Here is a 659-nt window from a genome sequence, read left to right on the forward strand (position 1 = left end):
AATAAAAAAGTCAATCAACGAGAGAGATTATTTACACAAACTTCTTGACAGTCTCAAAGATTTAAAGCATGAATTTCCAAATATTCAAATTGAAATCCATTTAATGAGTAATAACCTAGAACAAATGATACCGTTATTTGTTAAAACCGGTTGTGACTTATTAGAATTTCATATTGAAGTCTCTAAAGATAATACTTCTAAATGGATAAAATTGTTAAAACAAAGTCATATAAAATCTGGAATTGTTTTAAAACCATCTACTCCCGTGTCGACTATAGCACCGTATTTAAATTCAATCGATCAGCTATTATTAATGACAGTAACACCAGGATTTGGTGGTCAAAAATTCCAAAGCGATTCATCAGATCGTATCAAACAAGCTAAAACTTTAATCATTCAACATAATACTTACATTCCAATTGAAGTTGATGGAGGTATTAACAACGAGACCGTTAGAATTGCTAAAAATGCAGGTGCTGATATCTTTGTAGCTGGCTCTTATATTTACAACCAAAAATCAATCAGTAATCAAATAAGAGAATTAAAATCAGTTATTGAATAATTTCCCTCTCTCTAAGATCAATCGTAAGCGTCAAATAACCGGGTATCTGTTTTAGCCTTCATTTTTCAGGTATTCTAATCTCATCAATTTAATGGAG

1 protein-coding gene is annotated in these 659 nt (G+C 30.5%); it reads left to right on the forward strand.

Annotated elements, in window-relative coordinates; genetic code table 11:
• Positions 1-562 (forward strand): ribulose-phosphate 3-epimerase (locus CP352_RS10745; protein WP_098034951.1); only part of this gene is annotated, 562 nt, incomplete at its 5' end.
• Between the last annotated feature and the right edge of the window lie 97 nt (positions 563-659).

The sequence above is a fragment of the Lactobacillus sp. UMNPBX1 genome (assembly GCF_002554085.1).
Taxonomy (GTDB): Bacteria; Bacillota; Bacilli; order Lactobacillales; family Lactobacillaceae; genus Lactobacillus; species Lactobacillus crispatus.